Source organism: Achromobacter sp. SIMBA_011 (assembly GCF_046535435.1).
Taxonomy (GTDB): Bacteria; Pseudomonadota; Gammaproteobacteria; order Burkholderiales; family Burkholderiaceae_B; genus Achromobacter; species Achromobacter dolens.
Window position 1 is genome coordinate 1 of sequence record NZ_JAWRWN010000931.1, and the last position, 250, is coordinate 250.

1 pseudogene is annotated in these 250 nt (G+C 67.6%); it reads left to right on the plus strand.

What is annotated here, in order from left to right:
- A pseudogene (locus SB816_RS33725) lies at positions 1-250 on the plus strand (protein translocase subunit SecD); the annotation flags it as partial.

Here is a 250-nt window from a genome sequence, read left to right on the forward strand (position 1 = left end):
ATTTCGCCGATCCGGCCGTCGCCGACCAGGCGAGCAAGCTGCTGTCGGGCACCGGCGGCATCAGCGAACTCGTGTGGGCCACGCAGAACGCGCCGGAAGGCGGCGTGCAGCTCGTCGGCACCTTCACGCCGGCGGTCAAGAAGGCCGTGCAGGACGCCGCGCTCAAGCAGAACATCCAGACGCTGCATAACCGCGTGAACGAACTGGGCGTGTCCGAGCCCGTGATCCAGCAGCAAGGCGACGACCGCAT